Source organism: Lysobacter sp. TAF61 (assembly GCF_052113485.1).
GTDB lineage: Bacteria > Pseudomonadota > Gammaproteobacteria > Xanthomonadales > Xanthomonadaceae > Lysobacter_J.
Genome location: NZ_JBFRDH010000007.1, coordinates 106,798 through 130,859 on the forward strand (window position 1 = coordinate 106,798; position 24,062 = coordinate 130,859).

Consider the following 24,062-nt stretch of genomic DNA (forward strand, 5'->3'; position numbering starts at 1 on the left):
ATCAAGGACCGGCGGCGGCACAACTCACGTACTGGCATTGGACGCCGCCGTATCGATCGGCACCTCGTCCGGCGGCCCCTTGAGTTCGACCAGATTGCCTTCCGGATCGAGCAGGTACTGCGACGGACCTTCACCTTCGGCACCATAGCGCCGACCGAACTCGCCTACCTGCACACCATGCGACAGCAGATAGGCGACGATCTGCTCGCGGTCGAAGGGATCGGCGCGCAAGCACAGATGGTCCATGTTGCGCCCCTCGGCCCCTGGCCCGGCACCGCCCATGCGCCCGATCTTGCCCGACACGGCGACCAGGTCGATCAGCGAATTGCCGGCACGCAGCTGCACCAGCCCCACCGCGTCCACCCGGCGCTCGGCCACGCAGCCGAGCACATCGCAGTAGAACGCCTCCATCAGTGCCGGGTCGCGTACGCGCAACACCACGTGATCGAGTTGCAGCAACCGGAAAGGGGCAGCGCCCATGTCGTGCTTCCTGCGTGCGGGGGCGCAAAGCATACCCCTGACTCGTGCGGGGCGGCGTTGCGACGACAGACGAATGAGAAAGGGCGCCGGTTTCCCGGCGCCCCCGCTCGTTTCCGCTTGTAGCCGGCAATCGCCGGGGCGATTACTTCGCCGCGACCTGCACCGGCCCCGCGCCCGTCTTCAGCCATCCGTGCGCCTTGACCGCATACGGCTTGCCTTCGATCGTGCCCTGCTCGCTGTAGAAGTACTCGTTGGTCTCCACATCGACCGACAGGTCGGCCTTGATCCCGGCATCCTCCGACGTGAAGTGCTTCACGCCGTCGGCACCGTCGCGGTAGCTCAGCTGGCGGTCCACCGCGCCCTTCTGCGTCTGCAGCTGGACGCCGGCCGAACCCTGGTCGAGGTCGACCGAGACCTGCGTCAGCTGCGCCTGGGCCCAGGCCTGGGCCTCGTCCGATTCCACCGTGACCGGTTCGGCCGACTGCAGGTGCCAGCTGTCGGCGCCGCTGCTGACCGCCCAGAAGCCGGCGGCACCCAGTCCGAGGACGCCCACCGCCATGCCGGCGTTACCGCCGCCGCCACCACCGCCGCTGGAGCCCGAGCCCGTCACCGGCGTGACGCCACCGTTGCCGTTGCCATTGCCGCCACCGCCACCCGTACCGCCGGTGCTGGGGGTGATGGTTTCCTTGCTGCCGTTGTTGGACGTCACCGCGGTGGCGTTGCCGTCGACACTGATCGAACCGGAGTCGATCAGCCCGGCGCCGGTGCCCGACGCGCCCGTCACGCTGACCTGGCCGTTGTCGCCACCGTGGATGGTGCCGACATTGGTGATGCCGGTGCCGCTGATGGAGCCGCCGATGACGCTGGTCGTGCCGCTGCCTGCCGCATCGATGTTGCCGGCGTTGTCGACACCCGAACCGGTCTCCGACGTGCCGGTGACCGCGGTCGTGCCGGTGCCGGCAGTGGTGATCGATCCGGTCGGATCGACTTCGACGCCTGCGCCGGTGACGGAGGTGCCATCGACAATGGAGGTACCGCCCTCGGTGGTGGTCACCGCACCGTCAATCTCGGTGCCCGAACCGTTGGTCGAGGTGCCGGTGATGCTGGTATCGCCCGTGCCCGAGGTGCCCACCGTGCCGGTCGGACCGACTGCAACACCGGAGCCGTCCGTGGACGCACCGGTGACCGCGGTGGAGCCGTCACCCGTGGTGCTCACCGTGCCATCGATGTTCGTACCCGCACCGGTGCCCGAGGTACCGCCGATGTCGGTACTGCCGGTATCGGTGGTGGTGACCGAACCATCGACGTCGATGCCAGGACCGCTGGTGGACGTGCCGCCCACCGTCGTGTTGCCGTCGCCGCTGGTGACAATCGTGCCATCGACATCGGTGCCCGAGCCGGTCTGCGACGTACCGTCGACCGTCGACGTGCCGCCTTCGCTGGTGGTCACCGCGCCGTCGATGTCGGTACCCGGACCATTGGTCGAGGTGCCGTCGATGCCGGTGTTGCCGGTGCCCGAGGTGCCGATCGTGCCGGTCGGACCAACCGCGACGCCGGAACCGTCAGTGGATGTGCCGCCGACCGTCGTGTTGCCGTCACCGGTGGTGGTGACCGCGCCATCGACGTTCGAACCGTTGCCGGTTTGCGACGTGCCGGTGATCGACGTGTCGCCGGTGTCGGTGGTGCTGACCGAACCATTGACGTCCACGCCCGAACCACTGGTCGAGGTGCCTTCGATGGTCGAGGTGCCGTCGCCGGTCGTGGTGACGGTGCCGTCGATGTTGGAGCCCGGGCCAGCAACGGACGTGCCGTCGATCACCGAGGTACCGGTTTCGCTCGTGGTCACAGTGCCGTCGATATCCGTACCCGGACCATTGGTCGAGGTGCCATCGATGCTGGTGTTGCCCGTGCCGGAGGTGTCGATCGAGCCGGTCGGGGTGACTGCGACGCCCGAACCGTCGGTAGAGGTGCCGCCGACCGTCGTGTTGCCGTCACCGGTGGTGGTCACCGTGCCATCGATGTTCGAGCCGTTGCCGGTCTCCGAGGTGCCGGTGATGGCCGTGTCGCCGGTATCGGTCGTGCTGACCGAACCGTTGACGTCCACACCAGGGCCAGCGACGGACGTGCCGCCAATGGTCGAGTTGCCGTCGTCCGTGGTGCTCACCGTGCCATCGATGGCCGTACCCGACCCGTTGGCGGAGTTGCCATTGATGCTGGTGTCGCCGGTGCCCGTGGTGCTGACCACGCCGGTCGGTGAGACCGCCACGCCGGTGCCGTCGGTCGAGGTGCCGGCAACCGTCGACGTGCCGTCGCCGGTGGTGGCCACGGTGCCGTCGATGTTCGAACCCGCGCCGGTCACCGACGTACCGGTGATGCCGGTGTTGCCGGTGTCGGTGGTGCTGACTGAACCGTTGACGTCGACGCCCGTGCCACCGGTGGAGGTGCCGGTGATCGTGGACGTGCCGTCCACGGCGGTGGTGACCGTGCCGTCGATGCTCGAGCCCGTGCCAGTCTCCGAGGTACCGGTGATGTTGGTGTCGCCGGTGCCGGCAGTCGTGATCGAGCCAGTCGGAGCGACCGAAACACCCGTGCCACCGGTCGAGGTGCCGCCGATATTGGCCGTGCCGTTGCCGGTGGTGGCCACGGTGCCGTCGATGTTCGAGCCCGCACCCGTCTCCGACGTACCGGTGATGCCGGTCACGCCGTTGTCGCCGGTGTTGATCACGCCGGTCGGATTGACGTCGACGCCGTTGCCCGCAGTGGACGTGCCGCCGATCGCGGCGGCGCCGTCTTCGCTGGTGTTGACCGTGCCATCGATCTGCGAACCCGAACCGTTGGTGGACGTACCGGTGATGCTGGTGTCGCCGGTGCCGGAGGTGCTGATCACGCCTGTCGGAGTCACTTCAACGCCGGAGCCGTCGACCGAGGTGCCTGCGATGTTGGCGGTGCCGTCACCGGTGGTGTTGACCGCGCCATCGATCTGCGAGCCCGAACCGGTCTGCGACGACCCGTTGACGCCGGTGGTGCCGCTGCCGGAAGTGGTGATCACGCCTGTCGCGTCGACATCGACGCCTGGGCCGCTGGTCGAGGTGCCGGCGATGGTGGAGGTGCCGCCCTCAATGGTGGTCACCGTGCCATCGATCTGGATGCCCGAGCCGGTCTGCGAGGTGCCGGTGACAGCAGCCGTGCCCTCGTCCGTGGTATTGACCGTGCCGTCGATCTGCGTGCCCGAGCCGTTGGTGGAGGTGCCGGTGATGTTGGTGTTGCCGGTACCCGATGTGCTGATTACTGCAGCAGGAGCGACCGTGATGCCGGATCCGTCGACGGAAGTGCCAGTTACAGTCGCCGTTCCGTCGACAGTGGTGTTCACCCCGCCACTAATGACGACTGCGGTGCCGCCATTTGACTCACCGGTAGCGGTGGTGGACGCGGTCCCCGACGTGTTGATCGTACCGACAACCAGGCCTGTGCCGGTGCTTGATTCGCCATTGAGATCAGTCTTGGCCGTTTCCGACGTGGTGATCGTGCCGTTGAGCGCGGCGCCACGACCCGACTCTGAAGTTCCCGAGATGGACAGCGCGCCATTGTCAGCGACAGTATTTTGCCTGCCGCCACTCATCAAGGTGCCAGTGCTTGATTCGGACGTGCCGTTGACATCGATCTTGGCGTCGCCAGACACAGTCAAAGCAGGAAGGTATACCCCTTCTCCGGTGGTACCGTGTCCGACCAGGCTGACCTTGGCCGTGTCAGATGCCGCCAATGCTCCTGTTGACACCACCCCGCGCATTCCTTCGCCGGCAATGCTCAAGGTGCCAGCGCCAGCAACGTTCACCTTCGTACCCCCGGCCGACGCAAAGCCAGTGCCCGTGACCGACTGTCCATGCAGATTGACCGTGCCATTACCGGCAACGTCGATGTTCGCACTCCCGCCGAAAGCGACACCGATCGCATCCTCGCCAACAGGATTGACTTTGAGGGCAGCGACCGAAAGACCAATCCCTGTCTGCGAAATGCCGTTTGCATTCAGCTTTGCGTCGTCGGTGACGAGAATGCTGGATCCGCCAACGAAGTTCGTCGCGATCCCGGTATCCGATCGTCCGATAAGATCCAGCGTGCCATTGCCTGACAACCTCGTGCTGTTCCACAGTCCAACGCCGCTATTGCTCTGAGAGGTTCCGTCGAAGCTTGCCGCCGCATCGTCGGTAATGGTCAACGCGCCTCCGCTGCCCTTCGCCACACCCGTGCCGTTACCAGCAGATGTACCCTTCACAGTCAACTTCGCCTTGTTCGCGAGCGCCAGGTTGCCTTCGAATTGGACACCGTTGGAGGTCACCGAGGAGCCAGTGATATTCATCGAGCTGTCGCCGCTGAGAGACAGCAACGTGCCAGAGTTCTGGTAGAAGCCGCGCCCACCACCGGCCGAAGTACCCGTGATGTCCAGCTTGGCGGCATTACTCAGCGTGACGTTCCCGAACATCTGCACACCGTCGCCCGTAGTGGACGTACCGTTCACGGTGAACGTGCCACCCGTCTGCGTGAAGCTGCCAGCGTTCGTGATGACCACGCCCGCACCGGTATTGGACGCACCGGTCAGGGAGCCGCCGCCGATGTTGGCTTCCGTGCCGTTGAACTCGATGGCATTGTTGGACCCCGACAGGCCGTTGCCGAGCGTGGTGTTCGCCGAGGCCGTCAGCGTGCCGCCATTGAGGTCGATCGTTTTGCCGGTATCGGACGACACCGAGCCCATGTGCGCGCCGCTGCGGTCGGCCTGCAGGTCCAGGTCGAGCGCACCGACCGTCGAGGTGATGTTGCCTTTGAGCTGGATGCTGCCGTCGGCCTGCAGCGTCAGCTTGGCCGCGGTGCCGGCCGACTTGGTGATGTTCGCGTCCGCGTTCTGGACGATGTTGCCTGTAGCCGTACCCGCGCTGGTCGTGGTGATGGTGACGTTGGTACCGGCGTTGAGCGCGGTGCTGATGGCGCCGTTGTTGACGGTGGCGCTGTTGGTCGTCGGCGTGAACACACCGCCGGCTTCGGTCTCGTTGGCCGTCGCCGCCGTGCTGATGGTCACATCGGTCGGGTCGATCAGCCACAGGCCGGCCTGGCCGTTCGGTGCGGCGGCGGTGACGTTGCCCTGCACGCTCAGGTTCTTGCCCGAGGTCTCGACGAAGCCGCCGTTGCCGCGCGAGGCACCGGCCTTGATCGAGGCGCCCTGGTCGACCTGGGTGTAGCTGGCGAAGTTGACGCCATCGATCAGACCTGCGGCGCTGGTGCCGCCGAGCTTGCCCAGGCTGTCGCCACCAACGATGACTTTGCCACCGGCCTGCTCACCGCTGGCATCGATGCTGGCATTACCGAACAGGCCGACGCGGTCGCCCGACAGCACGACGGTGCCGCCGTTGGCGCCCGTTGCATCGACCGTGCCGCGCACGGCCACATCACCCGTGTTGCCTGCATCGGCAACAACGGTACCTGCGCGCGTCACGCCCGACAGGTTCACCACCGACTTCAGCAGCGTGTCCTTGCCGCGGCCGGTCAGCAGCACGCTGCCACCGCGGGCGTCGATATTGCCGGTGTTCTCCACCAGCGCGTTGGCGGTGGCGTCGGTCAGCTTCAGCGAGATTCCCTGGCCGTTGGCGAGCGCGACGGTCGCGCTGTCGCCTGCGGCAAGCACGACCTGATTGCTGCGGATGTCGCCGCTGTTGCGCACCTGGTCACCGACCAGGGTGACGAAACCAGCGGCATCGATCGAGCCTTCGTTTACCACGCCGGCATTCTTGCCGGTGGCCTTCAGGTCGAACGCACCACTGGACATGAACTGGTTGGCATCAATGGCCTTGGTCGTCGCCAACAGCGAACCGACATTGACGGTGGAGCCCTTGGCAAACAGCACGCCGTTGGCGTTCTGGATCAGTACCTGGCCGTTGGCCAGCAGCTGGCCCTGGATGTTGGACGGCACGCCGCCGGTGACGCGGTTGAGCGCCTGTGCCTGTGCATTGGGCTGGTTGAACTGGACGGTGTTGCCCTGGCCGACGTTGAAGGTGTTCCAGTCGATCACGGCGCGCTGGCTGGCCTGGTCGATGGTGAGCATGTTGGCGTTGGGCTGGCCGATGCTGGCCTGGCCGGCGACGACGTTGCCGCCGGTCGGCAGCTGCTGCGCGTACAAGCTGCCCGATGCGAGCAGCATCGCCAGTGCGAGTGCGGTCATCGACGAGACGACCGGTGCGCCGTTGCCGGTGCCCTCGCCACTGTGCTTGCCCTGGCTGGTTACGTATTCCGGCACCGGGATCAGCATGCCCAGGCGTGTGTCGAAGATGAGGCGGTAGCGGTTCTTGTTCATTTGCGATGACTCGGCAGATAAGGGTGGCGTGTCCGGTCACGGGGTGACCAGGCAAAGGCGTGAGGTTGTGTGGCCTCGCTTCGGCAACTAGCGGGAAGCGGCCCCGTGGGCAACAGCACAGGTGCGCATGCTAGGCAGACGATTCCGACGGGATATCAGATTTGTCTGAGTTGTCTTAGGCGAATCGGGCGACGTGGTTTTAGCGCGTTTCCCGACGGGAACTCAGACAATTCTCAGACGGGGCGCTGACCGCGGTTGTGCGTGATTGGCATCGGTTTGCGCGTCGGGCGTGGCCGTCGTTTCGCGGGTTCAGCGCGTGCCCAGACTTACGGACAGCCAATACTGCAGCGCTCTGGCTTCTTCATCGATCCACGATGGGCTGGCCGAATTGAACGGTTTCGCCACCGACACCGACACGGTGATGCCCTTCGGCGTCAGCCAGTCCAGGCTCAGGCCCGGGCCGGCGAGCGTGCGCCAGTTGGTGACGTTGTCGACGCCTATGTAGCTGCTCTCCCAGAGCGGCCACGGATCGTGGTTGACGCGTCCGCGCGCGACATCGACGAAGGCTCCGGCCTGCAGCTGGTGGCCGGTGGCCAGCGGGAAACGCCGGTAAAGGCCGACGTTGGCGATGAATGCGTCATCGAAGGACGCTTCGTCGGTGCGGTAGGCGCGCACCGCGTCTGGCCCGCCCGCCAGCAGTTTCTCGCTCGGGTCGAGGTTGCGGCTGGCCCACTGCACATTGGTGCGCCCGGTGATGAACAGGTCGCCGCTGCTGCCAAGCAACCAGCGGCCGAACGCGGTCATGTTCGCTTTCGCGTAGCCACCGGCCCGCTTCACCACGGCGTCGGCCGGGTCGTCGTTGCGCTGGTGGCCGGCGGTGAGCGCGCCCTGCACGCTCCACAGGTTGGTGCGCAACTGCTGGGCGCGGTCGCCGTTGTCGGCCTGCAGCGAGAAACGTGCGGAGTCGATGGTGCCGCGGGTGGCGAAGTCGAAGTCCTCGAACGTCGTCTGCGTCCTGCTGTGCAGAAGCGACGTGCCGAGCCATACATTGCGGTCCAGACCGCGTTTCAGCGGATACGAAAGCCCGATCTGCGCGGTACTCGCGACGCCTTCGACCGGCGTGCCGGCATTGATCGTGTACTCCTGCCGCACCAGGCCGCCGACGGCGCGCAATCCGTTGGCGGTCACGGGGATGGCGCCATCCAGCGAGCCGGTCCACATGCCTTCGCGCGTCACCATCAAGGTGGCGGCGTAACTCTCGCCAAGCCCGAAGTGGTTGTTGCCGGAACCGGTCACGCCGAGGCGATAGGCGCCCGTGGATTGCATGCCCTTGTTGTCGACGATGAAGTCGGCCTGCGCGGGCTTGCCCCGCTGCGCGACGCTGAATGTCACGTCGACCTCGCCCACGCCGGCGCCCGGCGAGAACTGCGGCGCCTGTTCGATGGCAACGCCGGGGAGGTCCTGCAGCACCTGCGTGGCGCGTTCGAGACGGCCCGTCTGCAGCAGGCAGACCGCGGTGTCGGTGGACCGCTCGTCGCACAAGGCATCAACCACGACGCGTTGCAGCCGGTCCTGGTGCATGCGCGAGGTGTTGTTGACCACGATGTTGCGGATGCGCCCGGGATAGGCGATGAACACCGGCGCGCCGCCGGCATCGGCACGGCGCCAGTCGTCTTCGGTCATCAGCACCTGCGCGATCGGGAACCCGCCCTGGCGCAAGGCGACGGTGAGCTGTTCGGACCAGCGATTGACGTCGTCGAGCGTGCGCGGCGGTGCGCCCAACCCGGCCGCGGCGGTCTGCAGCACGATCGTCGCCGTTGCTTCGTCGCTGCTGCCGGCCGGCACCACGCGGAAATCGGCTGTTGCCGGGTCCGCCGATGCACCGCCCGGCACAACCAGCAAGCAGACGACCAGGGTGAGTAGACCGGCCCGGCCGGCCCGGCCCTTTGCGCCCCCGCGGAAGCCGGACGCGGCATGGGAGGCGGGACGGTGGGTCTTGTTCACGATCGGGATCCAGGAATGCGAAGTGCCCGTTGAGCGGGGGCTGCAACGCGGGGTGCATCCTAGGTCTCTGATTCGCCGGGGATATGAGATTTGTCTGAGTTGTCCCGGCGGCGACGTGCGAGCCGGCATTCCGGCCGCCGCGCCCCCGGTGCAGGGGCCGCAGCCCGCCTCCTCCGGGCCCGGGCCATGCCCTATAATTGCCGGCACAAGCAGACGGTGGGAGAAGCGGACCAGCCTGAACGGCCGGATCCGCTGCCGAAGGCGCAAACGCCCGGAATCGCTCAGGCCCCATTACCGCCGTCGGCTCAAACTCTGGAGAGACCGGAAACCCCTTGCGGGTCACCCGGCGCCGAAGGGGCAAGAAGCCAAGCGGGGTTCACCTCCCCCGACCCCGCGCTTCCAAACTCTCAGGCAAAAGGACAGAGGGGCACTCCAAGTGCGCTGCGCGCGCACGCCCGGCTCCCATCGAGCCAAACCGGATGCCCTGCATGAGCCAGAAGACCCCTGCTTCCTCCGCCGTGAGCTTGTTTGATCTCGAGCACCACGACGCGTTCCTCGAGCGCCACATCGGCCCCAACGACGCCGAAATCGCACAGATGCTGGGCGTGGTCGGCTTCGACTCGCTCGATGCGATGACCGACGCGATCGTGCCGGCCAACATCAAGTCGCCGTCGCCGCTGGCCCTGCCGGCGCCGATCACCGAGGTCGAGGCCATCGCCAAGATCCGCGCGATCGCCGACCGGAACCAGGTCTTCCGCAGCTTCATCGGCCAGGGCTACTACGGCACGCACACGCCCAACGTCATCCTGCGCAACATCCTCGAGAACCCGGCGTGGTACACGGCCTACACGCCGTACCAGGCGGAGATCTCGCAGGGCCGCATGGAAGCGCTGATCAACTTCCAGACGATGTGCGCCGACCTCACGGGCATGGAGATCGCCAACGCGTCCCTGCTCGATGAAGGCACCGCTGCCGCCGAAGCCATGACCCTGGCCAAGCGTTCGTCCAAGTCGAAGTCCGATGTGTTCTTCGTCTCCAGCGGCGTGCACCCGCAGACGCTGGAAGTGCTGCGCACGCGCGCCGAGCCGCTCGACATCGAGCTGGTCGTCGCCGACGACGCCGAAGCCATCAGCATCGACAGCTTCGGCGTGCTGCTGCAGTACCCGAACACCTTTGGCCAGGTCAACGATTACAAGGCACTGGCCGATGCCGTGCACGCGCGCGGCGGCCTGGTTGCCGTCGCCACCGACCTGCTCGCGCTGACCCTGATCGCCGCACCGGGCGAATGGGGCGCCGACATCGTCGTCGGCAACACCCAGCGCTTTGGCGTGCCGTTCGGCTTCGGCGGCCCGCACGCGGCCTTCATGGCCTGCCGCGACGCCTACAAGCGCTCGATGCCGGGCCGCCTGATCGGCGTGTCGATCGACGCCGAGGGCAAGGCCGCCTACCGCCTGACGCTGCAGACGCGCGAGCAGCACATTCGCCGCGAGAAGGCCACGTCCAACATCTGCACCGCGCAGGTGCTGCTGGCGGTGATGGCCAGCATGTACGCGGTCTACCACGGCCCCGAGGGCCTGACCCGCATCGCCCGCCGCACCCATCGCCTCGCCGCGATCCTGGCCGGCGCGCTGCGCCAGGCCGGCCTTACGGTGGGCCCGGACTTCTTCGACACGCTGCACATCGTTGGCGTCGACGCCGCCGCGATCCACGCCAAGGCCGAGGCCGCGCGCATCAACCTGCGCCGCATCGACGGCCAGAGCGTCGGCATCAGCCTCGACGAGACCACCACCCGCGCCGAAGTGATCGCCGTGGCCGCGCTGTTCGGCGCCAGCATCAGCGACATCGACGCACTTGACGTCGCCACCGCCGAGGCCCTGCCGGCCGGTCTCAAGCGCAGCAGCGGGTTCCTCACCCATCCGGTGTTCAACACGCACCACAGCGAGCACGAACTGCTGCGCTACATGCGCGCCCTGGCCGACAAGGACCTGGCGATGGATCGCACCATGATCCCGCTGGGCAGCTGCACGATGAAGCTCAACGCCACCGCCGAGATGATCCCGGTGACCTGGCCGGAGTTCGGCAACCTGCACCCGCTGGCCCCGGCCACGCAGGCGCAGGGCTACAAGGCGCTGATCGACGGTCTGGAAGCGATGCTGGTCGAGTGCACCGGCTACGACGCCGTCAGCCTGCAGCCCAACTCGGGCGCGCAGGGCGAGTACGCCGGCCTGCTGGCGATCCGCGCCTACCACCGTTCGCGCGGCGAGGATCACCGCGACATCTGCCTGATCCCGGAATCGGCGCACGGCACCAACCCGGCCTCGGCGCAGATGTGCGGCATGCAGGTCGTGGTGACCAAGTGCGATGCCAACGGCAACGTCGATGTCGATGACATCCAGCGCGCCGCCGAGAAGTACAGCGAGCGCCTGGCCGCGCTGATGATCACCTACCCGTCCACGCACGGCGTGTTCGAGGAAGACATCGTCAAGATCTGCGAGATCGTGCACACGCACGGTGGCCAGGTCTACACCGACGGCGCCAACATGAACGCCCTGGTCGGCGTCGCCAAGCCCGGCAAGTGGGGCTCGGACGTGTCGCACCTGAACCTGCACAAGACCTTCTGCATTCCGCACGGCGGCGGCGGCCCGGGCGTAGGCCCGTGTGCGGTGAAGTCGCACCTGGCGCCGTTCCTGCCGCGTACGTTCGGTGGCGAGGGCGATGTGGGCATGGTGTCGGCGGCGAGCTTTGGTTCGGCTTCGATCCTGCCGATCAGCTGGATGTACGTGACGATGATGGGCGCCGAAGGCCTGCGCAAGGCGACGCAAGTGGCATTGCTCAACGCCAACTACATCGCCACCCGCCTGGCCCCGCACTACGAGACGCTCTACACCGGTCGCAATGGTCTGGTCGCGCACGAGTGCATCCTCGACCTGCGCCCGCTCAAGGACGCCACCGGCGTGTCGGCCGAAGACGTGGCCAAGCGCCTGATCGACTTCGGCTTCCACGCCCCGACCCTGAGCTTCCCGGTCGCCGGCACGCTGATGGTCGAGCCGACCGAGTCGGAATCGCAGCACGAGCTGGACCGCTTCATCGACGCGATGATCCAGATCCGCGACGAGATCCGCGCGATCGAGGACGGCAAGCTGGACCGCGAGGACAACCCGCTCAAGAACGCCCCGCACACCGCCACCGCGGTCACGGCCAGCGAGTGGACCCATGCGTATCCGCGCGAGCTGGCGGCGTTCCCGCTGCCGTCGCTGCGCCTGCAGAAGTACTGGCCGCCGGTTGCGCGCGTGGACAACGTTTACGGCGACAAGAACGTCATGTGTGCGTGCATTCCGGTGGATGCGTACAAGGATGATGTGGTCGAGGCGTAAGGCTTCGTTGCTGCATGAAAAAGGCCCCGCATTGCGGGGCCTTTTTTGTTGGCCGGTCAACGTCGTCGGACGGGGGCTGACAGGGTGGCCAGCATGGAGCCGACGCGGGCCATGGCGCGGGCGTTTTCGGCGATGTCGCAACGCGACACCGGCCACACGCGCGACAGGCGCATGCGGGCGACACAGGCGATCGCCTGCCAGCGATCGCCGCGATCGTTACTGGCGCGCAGCGCGACCGGTTCGCCAGCCAGCGTGCGCTGCGGCGACACGCCGCGGCGGGTGCGTGCGCCCGGCACGCCCAGCGCGGTGCGCGAACGCACCGTGCGGTACGGCTTGTCCTGGGCGTGATCTGCGTAGACGTGATCGGCGTAGACGTACACCGTGGGCAGGTCGAACACGCGCGGCTCATCAGCCGACGCCAGGGTTTCATCCGACGCCGCAGCCGTTTCCGGTTCCGGTTCCGGTTCCAGCGTGGCGACAACGCGCACGCCCGGCAGGTCATGGATCGGCAGTGAACTGGACGTCGTCTGGGCTGCCCCATCCTCCACGGGCTGCGCATAAACCACGCGCGTCGCGATCGAATGGGTGGCTGCGACCATCGCCAGTGCGGAGATCAGGGTCATCACGTTCATGGTGGCAATTCCTTTGTTCTTGACCGGACGGCGATGCCCTGCCCGCTTCCCTGGGCCGGGGGCCGCTATGGCCATGCGTTGCGATTGCGATGAAAAGGTGCTGCTGCGTCTTCATGCCGGTGGCGTTGATGCCAACGGCGCACCGGCATGAATCGGCAGTCGGGTCATGCAGGCGCCATGGTCGGGTCGAGTACCGACTGCACTTGGGCGACTGCATCAGCGGGGAACCCGGCACGCTGCGCGTGTTCGCGGATCAACGACTCGTCACTGGCCAGGTAGACGCAGTAGGTCTTGTCGTTGGCCACATACGAGTGCAGCCACTGCACGCCGGTGCCGAGCTGGTCGAGCACCTCGTTGGAGCGCTGGGCGACGTCGCACAGGGCTTCGTAGGGCTCTTTGCCGATGCCGCTGATGTTTCTTTCGATGACGTACTTCCTGAGCATGGTGGTTCTCCGGTGGGTGGCACCCGACACGGGCGCCTGGGTTGCCGGCTTCAGGCCGGTGATTTCTTCGCGCCGAGCGCGTGCGGCTTGACCGCGTGGACGTTGACGCCATAGGCATGCAGGCGGCCATGGAACTTGCGGTCGATGCCGGTGCCGGCGAAGGCCTCGAAGCGCTCGCACACGCGCGCACGCTGCAGGCCGCTGTCGGTGATGAACTGCAGCAGCGCCGTTTCGGTCGAGGCGCCACCGATGCAGGCGGCCCACAGGTCGGCGTTGGCGCGGGCGCCTGCGGCCAGCTCGCGATCGACCGCCACGTCGCCCAGGTAGAGGGCGCCGCCGGGACGCAGCACGCGCATCACCTCCGACATCACCCGCGGTTTGTCCGGTGCGAGGTTGAGAACTCCGTTTGAGATCAGGATGTCGACACTGGCGTCGGCAACCGGCAGGTCCTCGAAGGTGCCCTCATGCAGTTCCACCCGATCCAGCAGCCCCGCTTCCGCCGCAGCCGCGATCGCGCAGGCGCGCATGGCCGCCGTCAGGTCGATGCCGATCGCCCGGCCCCGCGGACCGACCGCGCGTGCGGCCAGCAGCAGGTCCATGCCGGCGCCGCAGGCGTGGTCGAGCACCACGGCGCCGGCAGGGATCGTGCCAATCCGGAACGGATTGCCGACACCGGCAAAGCGCTCGGTGCACACCGTCGGCAGTGCCGCCAGCGCCGCCTCGTCGTAACCCAGCCGCTGAACCGCATAGGCGGCGCCGGTATGGAAATGGAAGCCGCTGGCCGGGTCACGGGCGACGCGCTCGTAGACAGCGCGGACCTGGCGGCGCAGGCGATTGCTATCCAGGGCAAGCGGGCAACGGCTCATGACGGTCTCCCTGTTCCTCTCGGAAGTGCCGTCGGCCAATCCGGCGGCATGGGGACCAATCTAGAAAGCGCGCGTATCGATCCGATGTCCTCCCGCGGCGGGTTTGTAACAGCGGGTAACGACGGCCGATACTTGCAGTGCAGTAACTGTGGAAGCAGGAGCCGGTGATGGCGCATACGCCCTGTGTGCTGGTGGTCGACGACGATCAGGCGACCCGCGAGATGCTCGTGGAGGCCTTGAGCACGCATGACTTCCGTGCGCTGCAGGCCGGCGACGGCACCGCCATGCGCGCAGAACTCGAACGCGAGGCCCCGGACATCGTCCTGCTCGACATCCGCCTGCCCGGCGAGGACGGCCTGAGCCTGGCGCGGTTCCTGCGCGAGCGTTACGACGTGGGCATCATCATGGTCACCGGCTCGGGCGACGTGATCGACCGCATCGTCGGGCTGGAAATCGGCGCCGACGACTACGTCGCCAAGCCATTCGACCCGCGCGAGCTGCTGGCGCGCATCAAGAGCGTGCTGCGGCGCATCCAGGCCCGGCCGGAAGCGCCCGTGGCGAGCAGTCCCGGCCGCCGCGTCCCCTTCGGCCGCTGCACGCTCGACCTCGATGCGCACCAGGTGTTCGACGCCGACGGACTGGAAGTGATGGTCACGCACATGGAGTTCGACCTGTTGCGCGTGCTCTACGAGCACCCCGGCAAGGCGCTCTCGCGCGACCAGATCCTGACCCTCACCCACAATCGTGAATGGGAGCCGTTCGACCGCTCCATCGACATCCGCATCGCCAGGCTGCGGCGCAAGGTGGAGGTCGACCCGGACAACCCGCGCGCGATCCGCACGGTTCGCGGCGTCGGCTACATGTTCGCGCCCTCCACGTAACCGTCGCGGGCGGAATTGTTTCTGCCGCGTAACAGTGGGCCGCGGCGATGTTGCGCCCTCCTATACTCGATCAACGCCTGCTGCGGAGCACTGTCATGACGCCCGGCGACCTTCCCTCCCGGAATGCCGCGCTCGATCTCGCCGCCGAACGCGAGCGCGCACTGCGCGACAGCGAGCTGCGCCTGCAGCAGGTGCTCGACAACACCTCGGCGGCGGTGTTCGCCAAGGACCGCGGCGGCCGCTACCTGTTCGTCAACCGCGAGTTCGAACGCCTGACCGGCCAGGACGCGACGGCGATCATCGGCCGCAGCGACCGCGACCTCTTCCCCGCCGAACAGGCCGCGGGCCTGCGCCGCAACGACATGCGCGTGCTGATGGAGGCGCGCGCGATGGAGTTCGAGGAGAGCGGTGTCTTCGCTGGCGAACAGCGCACGTACCTTGCGGCCAAGTTCCCGCTGCTGGATGTGGATGGCATGCCGTACGCCGTCTGCGGCATCGCCACCGACATCACCCGGCGCAAGCAGATCGAAACGGCACTGAGCAGCTCCGCGCTGGCGGTGTCGAGCGCGCGCGGGCGCGATCTGTTCGTGGAGCTGTCGCGGTACCTGGGTGCGATCGTCGACGTCGACGTGGCCTTCATCGCCGAGATGCGCGAGGAGGACCCGGGCATGATGCGGGTGCTGTCCTTCGTCGCCGACGGCGCGCCGCGCGAGAACTTCGACTACGCCCTGGCCAATACCGCCTGCGACACGGTCGTCGGCCATGGCTTCCGCATCTACCCGGCGGGACTGGGCAACCTGTTCCCGCTCGATGACGACTTCATCGAACTGGGTGCCGAGGGCTATGCCGGCTATCCGCTCACCGACACCCAGGGCCGGCCACTGGGGTTGATCTCGATCGTCTCGCGCCGCCCGCTGGAGCAGGCCGAGTTCATCGAGTCGGTGATGAAGATCTTCGCCGTGCGTGCATCCGCGGAGATCGAGCGCCAGCGCGCCGATGCCGCGCTGCTGGCCTCGCAGGTCAGCTACCGGCAGATCTTCGAGGCCAGCGAGGACGCGATCATAGTCTACGACCAGGCCGCCGACCGCATCGTCGACGTCAATCCGAAGGCCTGCTCGACCTCCGGCTACAGCCACGACGAACTGCTGCACATTGCCGTCGACAAGCTCGGCTCCGGCGAGCCGCCCTACACCGGAGCCGACGCCGCCGCGCATCTTGAGATCGCACGCGAACACGGCTCTGCACGCTTCGAATGGCGCCGTCGCAACAAGGACGGCAGCCTGCACTGGGACGAGGTGTTCCTGAAGTCGGCCAACATCGGCGGAGAGCCGCGCATCCTGGCCTTCATGCGCGACATCACCGAACGCAAGCTCGCCGAAGAGGCCGCGCAGCGCAATGCCGAGCACCTGCGCGCCACGGTCAACGCGGCGCTGGACTGCATCATCGCCATGGACGAGCACGGCACCATCATCAAGTTCAATCCGGCCGCGGAGACCTGCTTCGGTTACCGCGAGCGCGAGGCGCTCGGTCAGTCGCTGGCCGAGCTGATCATCCCCGAGCGCTACCGCGAGCGTCACCGCCAGGGAATGCAGCGCTTCCTGTCCGGTGGTCCCGGGCCGTACCTGCAACGGCGACTGGAAGTCACTGCGCTGCGCGCCGACGGCAGCGAGTTCCCGGCAGAACTGGCCATCGGCGTGGACGAGAGCCCGTCGGGGCGGATCTTCATCGGCTACCTGCGCGACATCACCGAGCGCATCGATGCCGAACAGAGCCGCTGCCGGCTCGAGTCGCAGCTGCTGCAGGCCAAGAAGATGGAGGCGCTGGGGCACCTCACCGGCGGCATCGCCCACGACTTCAACAACCTGCTCGCCAGCATCATGGGTTATGTGGCACTGGCTTCCGAGCGCAGCGTCGGCGGCGGCGACGCGCGCCTGGGCGGCTATCTGGAACACGCGCTGCAATCGTGCGAGCGCGCACGCGATCTGATCCAGCAGATGCTGATGTTCAGCCGCGGCCAGAAGGGCGAGCCGCGCGTGCTCGACCCCGCCCAGTGCATCGAGCAGAACCTGGCGGTGCTGCGCCCGAGCATTCCGTGCGATGTCGATGTGGACGTCGACGTGGTGGCGGGCGTCGGTGCGGTGAGCTTCGATCCGGTGCAGTTCGGCCAGGTCATGCTCAACCTGTGCCTGAACGCCTGCGATGCGATGCAGGGCGCGGGCCGGCTGCAGATCGCGTTGCGCGATGCGAGGGAGGACGGGCGGTTATGCAGTGCCTGCCAGCAGCCGGTATGCGGCAACTACGTCGAAATTGCCATCGCCGACACGGGCCCGGGCATCGAGCCGGCCGTGCTGGAGCGCATCTTCGATCCGTTCTTCTCCACCAAGCCGCCGGGCAAGGGTGCGGGCATGGGCCTGGCCACCGTGCACGGCATCGTGCATGAGCACGGTGGTCATCTGCTGGTCGAGTCGGAACCGGGGCGCGGCACCACGTTCCGGGTGTTGTTGCCTGTGTGCGAGGTGGACGCGGACGAGGTCGTGAGCCAGCAACGTGCGAGCACGCCGTCGGCGCATCCGCGTCTGAAGGGGCGCGTTCTGGTGGTGGACGACGAGCGCAGTGTCGGGGAGTTCATGTGCGAGCTGTTGTCGGGCTGGGGTGTGGAAGCCGATTTCGTTGCCGCTCCGGCGCAGGCGCTGGAACGTGTGCGGCAATCGCCAGCGCACTACCAGTTGCTGATCACCGATCATTCGATGCCGTCGATCACCGGCATCCAGCTGGCGCAGTCGCTGCAGTCGGTCGCGCCGCAGTTGCCGGTGCTGCTCTATACGGGCCTGGCCGACCGCGTCGGCGAGCAGCCGCTGCCGTCCAACATGCTGCGCACGGTCCTGCGCAAGCCGATCGATCATGCGCAGCTTGCGCGCGAGCTCTCTTCGATCCTTGAGGCTGCGTCTTGAGCCCCTCCCGCTTGCGGGAGAGGGGTTGGGGTGAGGGATAACGGGCCGCTTGGGCCCGTTGTTGTTTTGCACGCGTGGTCAGTGGGGGAGGAGGTGGGGTGCATTCCGTGAACCTCCGCTTCGCTCCGTTAATCGTTCACGGAATACACCCCACCCCCTCCTTGCCGAAGTTGCAGCCGTTTCATTGACTTCGCGTGTTGGCGCTCGTGCGCTGTCCGCGTGGCTGGGCTGCAACGGTGGGACTCGGGCTGCAGCGATCAAGGGCGGTGTCCGTGCCCTACTCATTCGCGCGTCCGCTCGGTGAGCTCGGTCCCGAACGCCCGCGAAAGGATCCAGTGGTTCAAAAAGAAAAGACGCGCGCCCGTCATTCCCGCGAAGGTGGGAACGACGGCTTTCCGGACGGCTTTCGGACGAAGACCGGGCAATGAATTACTGAAGCGTCGTTCGACGGGCCGGGGATTGATCCGCAGCGGGACATGGATGTCCCGCGCCCCGCATCGGACAAGGATGTCCGACTAAGGGGCGGAGCAATCCCCGGCCCGGCGGACGGCGCCACGGCGGAGTGGGCGCGATGCAACGACAGAACGGACGCGATGCAACGACCACTTGGACGCACACCCTCACCCCAACCCCTCTCCCGCGCGCGGGAGAGGGGCTCGATGCAGGCGTCAGCTGCCGTGCTTCTTCAACCAGGCATCCACGTCCGGCAGGCGCTCGTTGCGCACCTTCAGACGGTACGTCACGTTGGCGACCGCGGTATCGGCGTCGCGGCGGGAACCGGCGGCCAGGTGCTGTTCGGCGTACGCCTGGACCTTGCCGATCATCGCCGGATCCAGCGACTGGTTGGCCAGGCCCGGGTAGTAGCGGCTGCGCGAGGACGAGTCGACGCGCTTGTCGATATCGGCCAGGTGCGCGATCGCGAAATCGAACGCCAGGTCCGCGTGCTGCGAGGCGACGGCGCGGATCATGCCGGCGCTGTTGGTCGCACCCGGTTCGTCGGTCAGGGCCAGATCGAGTGCGCGCTGCGCCAGCGCCTGGTCCTGCGTCGAGGACAGCATCTGGTACAGCTCGTCCTTCATCAGCGGCGTGGTTTCAGCCTTCGCTTCGGCGTGCAGCTTGTCCCACGTTGCGGCATCGGCGTTATACGCGACAACGCCGAGGATGGTCTTGCGCAGCGCCGCCGGCATGGCCGCCGGATCCTTGTCCTGCGCGGCGTAGCGACGGCGCGCCTCGGCCACCACCTTGTCGTCGCCCAGCGCGCTGAGCGTCTCGATCAGGTGCGTGCGCAGGATCTTGACCGGATCGGATTCGCCCTGCTTTTCGTTCCAGCCAACGCGCGCGAACACCGGCGCCAGCTGGGCGATGGCGAAGCGGCGGAAGCGGGTCTGGCGCGCGACGTCACCTTGGTAGTAGTCGTTGAGGCCGTCGAGCTTGCCGGCGATATCCTCCCAGATCTGCGGGTCGGCGCCGGCCGGCGTGGCCTTGACCAGATCCAGGTAGTTGGCCGGCGACTGCAGACCGCCCATGCCCAGCGCCCAGGTGTCGCTCATCAGGCCGAGCTGGTCGATCGGCTCGAGCTTGGCGAAACCATCGCGGATCGATGCGAACTGCTGCGCCGAGTACAACGTGCGGTAGTAGCCGCTCTGGCCAGCATTGACCACGACCGGGCCGCAACCGGGCACGTCGAGCGAACCGGAACCGCCCTCGACTATCGTGCGCACCGGCTCGCCGCCCACGGACTGCGCGATCACCGGCACGCGCCACGACAACGGCTGCTTGCCGGGACGGTCCTTGGTGAACTCGCCCTGGCTCAGCTTGAGCGTGGTCTTGCCGTTGCTGCAGGTCGCCGACTCGACGGTGATCATCGGGATGCCCGGCTGCAGGGTGAAATCGTGGGCGATATCGAGGATCGGCTTGCCGGCGGCGGACTGCACCTGCTTCCACAGATCGTCCGACACCGTGTTGCCGTAGGCATGCGCCTTCATGTAGTTGCGCACGCCCTCGCGCCACGCGTCTTCGCCGACGTAGCCTTCGAGCATGCGGATCACCGCGCCGCCCTTCTGGTAGGTGATCGCGTCGAAGGCCTGGCTGGCCTGCTCGACGGTTTCCACGTGCTGCACCACCGGATGGGTGGTGGCCACCGCATCGCGGCTCATCGCACCTTCGCGGCCCGACACGGAGTACAGGCGCGTGTTCCATTCCGGATGCAGCTTCTGCGTGGTGCGCGAGGCCATCCAGGTGGCGAAGCCTTCGTTGAGCCACAGGTCGTCCCACCAGCTCATCGTCACCAGGTCGCCGAACCACTGGTGGGCGATCTCGTGCGCGGCGACGGAGAACACGCGCTGCTTGTCGGACTGGGTCGAGAAGCCCGGGTCGAGCAGCAGGGTGTGTTCGAAGGTGAAGATCGCGCCCCAGTTTTCCATGGCGCTGAAGAACTGGCTGGCGCCGGGCGAGGCGACGTTGTCGAGCTTGGGCAGCGGGTAAGGCGTGCCGAAGTAGTCGTTGTATTCGCGCAGCACATCGACCGAGGAAGCCAGCGCGAAGCGCGCCTGGTCGACCACGCCCTTCTGTGTGACCACGCCGACCTCGGTGTCGCCCATTTTGGCGGTGGCGCGGTCGAACTCGCCGACGCTGAAGAACAGCAGGTAGGTCGACATCTTCGGCGACTGCGCGAAGCGCACGCGGGTCATGCCGTTGCCTGCATCGGTGGTCGCGGTGGCCGGCATGTTGCTGACCGCCATCTCGCCGCTCGGCACGGTTGCTTCGAGGGTGAAGGTGGCCTTGTGCGACGGCTCGTCCCACGAGGGGATCATGCGTCGCGCATCGGAATTCTCGAACTGGGTGAACAGCGCGCGCTTCTTGCCGGCCTTGGTGTCGTAGTCGATCGCGAACAGGCCGTTGGCCTGGGTGCCGATCTTGCCGGCGTAGTCCATCGCCAGGCGATAGCTGCCCACGGCGAGCGGCTTGTCGAAGGTGAAGGTGGCGGTCTGTGCGTCGGCATCGACGGCGACCTTCGGGGCGGCGGCCTTGCCCTTGCCGCTGGCCGGCGTCAGCTTGACCGAGGCGAAGGTCATGTCGATCGCCTGCAGGGTGATGCTCGCGGTCGGCTCGAGCACGTCCAGGGTGATCGTCACCTGGCCGTCGAACGTCAGCGACTGCGCATGCGGCGTGATCGCCACGTCGTAGTGCGTCGGCCGGACGTTGCGCGGCAATTGCGTGGTGGTGGACGACTGGACAGTGGACGTGGACATCGGTGCAGCAGCCATGGCGGTGACACAGGTGCCGGCCAGTGCCAGCGCGATCGCGGAAACCAGAAAACGACGCATCAACTTCCCCAAATGAATAACGGTATGAACGGCCCTCGCGGGCCTGTACTGGGTTGGCGGCGGCGGTTGCTGCGTCCCATGCGGCAACTTGCCCCAGACTGGCTGTGCCGGTCCTGCCCGCTTCGAACCGGCTTTGCCGGTCCTGCCAATTTGAACCCGCTGTGCCGGTCCTGCCCGCTTGGGAGCTGATCGCAAATTGGGCCGTTTGACCAGAACCGGAAGTCATGCCGGATCGACCCTGGTTCACATTGCCGCCGCGGAGGCACGCTGGGGCGCCCGGGCGGCGATTACACCCGCCTGTCTTGCGGCGCTGGCATCATCGGGCGACCCCGAACGGTGGAGGCTCCATGCAGGTCAATTCCATGAGACTGGCCGCAGCGCTGGCCCTGGCGCTGCTCGTTCCGGTGGCAGCAGCGGCCCAGCAGGCCTATGTCCCCATCGAGCAACGCCTCAGCGCCGCGCAGCTGCGCGAAGTGGGCCTGTCGCCGCCCCAGCTGGAAACCCTGAACCGGATGCTGCGGGAGGCTCCCGTGCAGGGAGCGGCCGCGTCGCCGGCACCTGCTGCAGCGGTCGCGCCCCGTGCGGCGCAGGAAGAAGCCGCAGCGCAGCACGAAGCCAGCGAACTGGGCGGCCAGCCGATCCGCAGCCGGCTCAAGGGATCGGTCGCGAGCTGGGAGCCGGGCACCGTGTTCGAGCTCGAGAACGGCCAGCAATGGAAGGTGCTCAAGGGCAGCGGGAAACTGCGCACACCGCTGGATGCCCCGGAAATAGTGGTGGTGCCTGGCATTGCCGGCCGCTGGTTCCTGCAGGTCGACGAGGACCTGCCCAAGGCGCGCGTCTACCGGATCGACTGAGGCCGCCTGGCCGCCGCGACGCGCCCTTGACGTCGTTGTGCGGTAAACATGGCGTGCCGCCGCGGGTACGGGGTCGCGGGTGGCGTGGCCATGCGCCCCCGGGGATGCCAACGCCAGGACTTTCATGAGCACAGCAAACGGTCTTGCTTTGCGGCCCGGTCCGGTCCGGCACCTGCGCGCGGTGCTGCTCGCAACGATGCTGATCGCGGGCATGGCGCTGGCGCTGTCGGCGAACGCGGCGCTGCCGACGCTGGACGACGTCACCGCCCCTGCCGATGCGGATGCCGCCCCGCCGCCGGCGGCCGAAGCCACGGTCAAGTTCTTCAACCGCGACATCCTGACCCTGCGCAGCACCTTCCTCGGCCGTTCGCCCGAGCTGCGCGCGCGCACCGCCGAAGCCAACATCGAGCGCGTGGTGCAGTTGCCGGGGACGCCGAAGGTCGAGTTCCAGAACATCCCGCAGGGTTCGATGCTGATGCTGGGCGGGCAACTGGTGGGGATGGTCACGCCCGACGATCTGGACGCGCTCAACCACGAGACGATGGACCAGGCGCGCGCCCGGATCGCGCGCAACCTGGGCCAGGCCGTGGCGGCCGCCGAACGCGACCACGCGCCGCGCCAACTGATCAACGCCATCCTCAAGTGCCTGATGGCAACGGTCATCGCCGCGCTGGTGATGCTGGTGCTGCTGTGGTTGCGCCGGCAGGTCGAATCGCGCTTCCAGCGCTGGATCGAAGGCCGGGTGCAAACGCTGCGCCAGGAATCCACGCGCCACGTCGTCACCAGCATGCGCACCTTCGTCAACTGGCTCAAGCGCCTGGTGTTGTGGCTGGTCGCGCTGCTGGTGCTGGAGGAGTGGCTGCGCTATGTGCTGGGCCAGTTCGGCTTCACCCAGCCGTGGTCGCAGCGCATGACCGGCTGGATCGTCGACCTGTTCTCGTCGTGGGGCCAGGCCATTGCAGCGGCGGTGCCCGGCCTGGTCGCGGCGTTCGTGATCCTGTTCCTGGCCCGCGTGCTGACGCAGACCCTGGGCATGACGTTCCGCGCCGTGCAGAGCGGTCGCTTCCAGTTGTTCGGCATCGACGACCAGCTCGCCGAACCCACGCGCAAGCTGCTGGTGGCGGTGATCTGGCTGTTCGCGGTGGCCATGGCCTACCCCTACCTGCCCGGTGCCCAGACCGACGCATTCAAGGGCCTGAGCGTGCTGGTCGGCCTGATGATCTCGCTCGGCGCGTCGAGCATCGTCGGCCAGGCTGCGGGCGGCTTCACCCTGCTGTATGCGCGCACGATGGCGATCGGCGACCTGGTGCGGATCGGAGATGTTGACGGCCAGGTCCTGCAGATCGGCCTGTTCACCACGCGGCTGCGTAACCTGATGGGCGTGGAGATCAGCATCCCCAACAACGTCGTGCTCGGCGGCCAGCTGCACAACTACTCACGCAATCCCGACGGCCCCGGCCTGTGGCTGGAGACCGGCGTGACTATCGGTTACGACTCGCCGTGGCGGCAGGTGCACCGGTTGCTGCTCGACGCCGCTGCCAAGACCGCGAAGATCCAGCAGACCCCGGCGCCTTACGTGCTGCAGACGGCGCTGTCGGACTTCTATGTCGAGTACAAGCTGCGCGCGCGGATCCTGGAGCCGTTCCTGCGGCCGTTCGTGCTGACCGAGCTGCACTCCCACATCCAGGACGAGTTCAATGCGGCTGGCGTGCAGATCATGTCGCCGAACTACGAGGCCGATCCGGAGCTGCCGAAGATGGTTGCGCCGGCGCACTGGGAAGGTGTGCCGTTGCAGGAGGGCGCGGCGCCGGCTCACCGGCCGCACAAGCACGAGTGACGCCGGTTGCGCAGGGGGGCAGCGTTGTTGACTGCCGGCGTGTCGTTCGGAGGTTGATCGCGCGCCGGGGGGCGTTG

At 67.2% G+C, this 24,062-nt stretch carries 12 protein-coding genes and 2 riboswitches; of the genes, 5 read left to right on the plus strand and 7 right to left on the minus strand.

Annotation, left to right across the window (positions count from 1 at the left end):
• Positions 1–24: 24 nt before the first annotated feature.
• The 3 genes from AB4Y64_RS15745 to AB4Y64_RS15755 form a co-directional block, all read right to left on the minus strand.
• A complete protein-coding gene (locus AB4Y64_RS15745; RefSeq protein ID WP_441817408.1) occupies positions 25–480 on the minus strand; it encodes a VOC family protein in 456 nt (151 codons plus the stop codon).
• A 142-nt stretch (positions 481–622) separates the two neighbouring features.
• Complete coding sequence (locus tag AB4Y64_RS15750) at positions 623–6,817, minus strand: two-partner secretion domain-containing protein (protein ID WP_441817409.1); 6,195 nt, start codon at positions 6,815–6,817, stop codon at positions 623–625.
• 309 nt (positions 6,818–7,126) lie between these two features.
• A complete protein-coding gene (locus AB4Y64_RS15755) occupies positions 7,127–8,821 on the minus strand; it encodes a ShlB/FhaC/HecB family hemolysin secretion/activation protein (protein WP_441817410.1) in 1,695 nt (564 codons plus the stop codon).
• Between the two features lie 207 nt (positions 8,822–9,028).
• Positions 9,029–9,128: riboswitch (glycine riboswitch) on the plus strand.
• Between the two features lie 3 nt (positions 9,129–9,131).
• A riboswitch (glycine riboswitch) is annotated at positions 9,132–9,246 on the plus strand.
• 54 nt (positions 9,247–9,300) lie between these two features.
• On the opposite strand from AB4Y64_RS15755, the gene gcvP reads away from it, so the two are divergent.
• Positions 9,301–12,195: an aminomethyl-transferring glycine dehydrogenase gene (gcvP, locus tag AB4Y64_RS15760; protein WP_441817411.1), complete on the plus strand. Its 2,895-nt coding sequence runs from the start codon at positions 9,301–9,303 to the stop codon at positions 12,193–12,195.
• A gap of 56 nt (positions 12,196–12,251) precedes the next feature.
• Here the strand turns inward: gcvP and AB4Y64_RS15765 are convergent, their stop codons facing one another.
• The 3 genes from AB4Y64_RS15765 to AB4Y64_RS15775 all read right to left on the minus strand — a co-directional run bounded on the left by AB4Y64_RS15765 (position 12,252) and on the right by AB4Y64_RS15775 (position 14,136).
• Positions 12,252–12,827 carry a hypothetical protein gene (locus AB4Y64_RS15765; protein WP_441817412.1) on the minus strand — a complete coding sequence of 192 codons (576 nt, stop codon included), beginning with the start codon at positions 12,825–12,827 and terminating at the stop codon, positions 12,252–12,254.
• Between the two features lie 164 nt (positions 12,828–12,991).
• Positions 12,992–13,270, minus strand: coding sequence for a DUF4242 domain-containing protein (locus AB4Y64_RS15770; RefSeq protein ID WP_441817413.1), 279 nt, complete (start codon positions 13,268–13,270; stop codon positions 12,992–12,994).
• A gap of 50 nt (positions 13,271–13,320) precedes the next feature.
• Entirely contained in the window at positions 13,321–14,136 is an 816-nt protein-coding gene (locus tag AB4Y64_RS15775) for a methyltransferase domain-containing protein (RefSeq protein WP_441817414.1), read from the minus strand.
• A 167-nt stretch (positions 14,137–14,303) separates the two neighbouring features.
• Here AB4Y64_RS15775 and AB4Y64_RS15780 point away from each other — a divergent pair, with 167 nt between their 5' ends.
• Positions 14,304–15,017 (plus strand): response regulator, encoded by a 714-nt coding sequence (locus tag AB4Y64_RS15780; protein WP_441817415.1) that lies wholly within the window; start codon positions 14,304–14,306, stop codon positions 15,015–15,017.
• 95 nt (positions 15,018–15,112) lie between these two features.
• Positions 15,113–17,968: a hybrid sensor histidine kinase/response regulator gene (locus tag AB4Y64_RS15785; RefSeq protein WP_441817416.1), complete on the plus strand. Its 2,856-nt coding sequence runs from the start codon at positions 15,113–15,115 to the stop codon at positions 17,966–17,968.
• 668 nt (positions 17,969–18,636) lie between these two features.
• On the opposite strand, the gene AB4Y64_RS15790 is transcribed toward AB4Y64_RS15785, so the two are convergent.
• Positions 18,637–21,294 carry a M1 family metallopeptidase gene (locus AB4Y64_RS15790; protein WP_441817417.1) on the minus strand — a complete coding sequence of 886 codons (2,658 nt, stop codon included), beginning with the start codon at positions 21,292–21,294 and terminating at the stop codon, positions 18,637–18,639.
• Positions 21,295–21,656: 362 nt separating this feature from the next.
• Between AB4Y64_RS15790 and AB4Y64_RS15795 the strand changes: the two genes are divergently transcribed.
• Both AB4Y64_RS15795 and AB4Y64_RS15800 read left to right on the plus strand, forming a co-directional pair.
• Positions 21,657–22,148: a hypothetical protein gene (locus tag AB4Y64_RS15795; protein ID WP_441817418.1), complete on the plus strand. Its 492-nt coding sequence runs from the start codon at positions 21,657–21,659 to the stop codon at positions 22,146–22,148.
• A gap of 124 nt (positions 22,149–22,272) precedes the next feature.
• Complete coding sequence (locus AB4Y64_RS15800; RefSeq protein WP_441817419.1) at positions 22,273–23,985, plus strand: mechanosensitive ion channel family protein; 1,713 nt, start codon at positions 22,273–22,275, stop codon at positions 23,983–23,985.
• The last annotated feature ends 77 nt before the right edge of the window (positions 23,986–24,062 follow it).